Source organism: Helicobacter didelphidarum, assembly GCF_003364195.1.
In the GTDB taxonomy this organism is placed as follows: domain Bacteria; phylum Campylobacterota; class Campylobacteria; order Campylobacterales; family Helicobacteraceae; genus Helicobacter_A; species Helicobacter_A didelphidarum.
The window spans coordinates 1-3,139 of sequence record NZ_NXLQ01000075.1; the positions used below are offsets into that span (position 1 = coordinate 1).

General features: G+C 27.4%; 1 protein-coding gene. It reads left to right on the top strand.

Going from position 1 to position 3,139, the window contains the following annotated elements; all coding sequences use genetic code 11:
• Positions 1 to 91: 91 nt before the first annotated feature.
• Positions 92 to 3,139 (top strand): hypothetical protein (locus CQA53_RS10595; RefSeq protein ID WP_147290041.1); only part of this gene is annotated, 3,048 nt, incomplete at its 3' end.

The window sequence follows — 3,139 nt, forward strand, 5'->3', positions numbered from 1 at the left end:
TACGATAGAATTTGGTAATGAGGATAGAGAGGATACACAAAGCAATCATAATAGCTATAATACTCTATCAAATATATATGTGAGGTAGGGAATGGGAGAAGATAAGTTGCATTCTATAATGATTAATAACATACATCAAGGAATAGATGCTAAAGAAGTAAAAAATAAAATTAATAATTTTTTAAATCTTAAAAAAAATATTTCTATCATAGCACCTAATTCATACATTATAGAGTGCCTTTATGATCATTTTATCTTAGATAAAAATATAGAAGCAAAATTTTATTGTCATAACAATATTAATTTTGATGAATTGCATAATACAGAACAAATTAATAAAAGAAGGAATAAAATACAAGACTTAAATATTGAGTTTATAAACAATAATGATAAGAATCCTTTTAGTAAATTTTTAATCAATGTAAAAAAAACAGCTAAAGAGCAGATTAATAAGCCAGTAGATGACTCGTTTCAGATAAAAATGCTTGATATACTTTTATCTTTGTTAAACTCTCCCCTTTCTAATCCCGCAGACTTGTATCACATAAGTGATATGGAAAAAAGAAATATATTAAATGAGAATTTTGATAATTTTAGCTTTTTTGAATATATTGATTTGTTGGATTATAGCAAAGCTTATATTTCTGAAACTACTTTAGATGATATACAAAAAGATGCTAAAGATTCTAGTGGAATTAAAGTATTTAAAGAGTTTTTTCTTGAGTTAGCAAATATGCTAGAAAAACAATTTAAAATTTATATAGAAGATAATAAAGAGCGTCAGAAACAAATAAATCAATTACAAGCGACACTGAAAGACACACGAGATAAGATTCTAATCAATCTTCAAGAAGCCTATAGACAAAAAGATGATGATAAAGCCCGTATGGCATTGCTTATGTTTCTTAAATTAGCTATAGGTGCCATTGCAATATATGTATCTTTTGGTGGTGGAGCTATATTGGCAATCCTCTCTATGGGTATTACAGGCATTACTACTGGATTTGGATTTAATAATATTATAAAAGAATATAATGAAATAAAAGATAATAGATATTATCGAGCTATAGTTGTGCCACTTTTGGAAGTATTATTTGATAATGTTGCTTACGCTATTGCTTTATGTAATCCTAAATTACAATCATTAACATTGCTGGATAATGAAAGTAATTTTCTTGATTTGAGTGGTATTTATTTACCGCAACTATTTATCGATAGTAGCTTTATCCTCACGCCATATACCAATCACATTATAGAGGGAAAATATGCAGGCAATGTGCATAATGTAATAGATTTGCTAAGGGGAGATAAGAAATTTGATATAGATAATTTTAGCAATACTTCTTGTATGTGTGTATCAGCTTTAATAGATTCTAATACAAATATTAACAAATCAGTGAGTTATAAATTTTTTACTGCGTTACAAGATTCATATAAAAATCTTGTTTATATTCAACACCCTATTTTTGCTTCTAGTTTTTTAGCAAAAACGATAAAATATGATGATATAAATTATGCCTCACAAGATTATAAACATTATATTTTAGTAACCCCACCACCCAAAAAGCATGTGGCAGGAAGTGTAGAAGCTATAACAGATATATTTCAAACACAAATACAAGGCAGACCAACTCCTCCAGTAGCACAAAAGCACAATCCAACACAAGATTATAGTAGATACATTTTGAAAGATAAGAAGAATAAAAATCAAAAAGAATTATTTTTGCAAATCTCTCCATTTGTAAAAGCAACAAAGAACAAAAAAAAATATTGGAGAGACTTGCCTAATATGTCTCTAGCAGATAGAGACTATATTCAAAGCTGTATGATACAAAATAGCACTTTAGAACAAATAAAAGAAATGCAAAAAAAAGCTGTAAAAAAAGTTATACAAAACTATAAACAAATATTTGATAATATAAAGTCACCATATACTGCTGATAGTATTTTTATAAAAGCCACGATACTTTATTGTATGGAGGAAGAGCATATACAAATCATGCAGGGCTTTTTAGGGACTTATGCCGAATTTGATGATATAGATGAAAAATTGTATGGGAGAAATACAAGATTTGAATTTTATCCTAATAACGATTCATATACTCAAAAAATACCCATAAAAGTTGATTTACAATATATCAAAGACCAAATCAAGCAAGCTATTGTTGAATTTGAGAAAAATGAACATAATGAATTTACTATTTTAGTAGGCACTATCAATTATGCTCCTTTTTCAAAAAACTTAAGTCATTATAGCTTATCAACTTGTATTGATAATATAAAACAAGATTTAGGCAAAGAATTATTAACAACGATACAATTAGATGAGGCACTTATCCCCATAGTAAAAGCTATAGGACAAAATATCTTAACTACAATCCTACCTTCCACAAAAATACTTTTTGCAGATTCTAAAGAGAAAAAATTGGAGGCTTTATCTATCATATTTACCACATTATGCTTTACTTCTATATATTCTGTAAATAAAAGTATTGGTTTTAAAGATTCGCTAAAATACACCTCTGGACTTATACAGCTTACAAAAATACCATACCTTATCAAACAAGCAACTTTTGAAGTATTAGAAAAAAATATGCAAGATATGATTGAAACATTTAAAAATAACAAGAATATTATGAAGACATCAAATAAAAATAATAAGCATATTATGGATACATTAAATCAATTACAAAATAGGCTAAAATATCTATTAGAATCTAAAAAACAAATCATTGCTAATAGATATGGCATAAAACTATTTGCATTTTTAGATAGCGATACATTACGCATAACAATAGATTATCATGATGATAAAAAATATAGTGGAAGAAACCAAATCTCAAATGAAGCAAAAATACGGCATAGTCAAACATCAAAAGCAATTGCTAAAAAAATACTCATTTCTGATTTATCAAAAAATATTGGTTTAGGTATCGCTGAAGTCTTTATCGAGCAATGGATTAAGCATTATTATCAAACAGATTCTAAAGAACTCCTAGAGAGATACAAAGAGCTAGAATTGAAACTACAACCTACATATAATGCACCATTATTTATGGATAATGACACATTTCTTACCTATCCTATACCAATTCACTCAAGAATGATTGTGTATAATTTTGCCTATGGATTATTCGGT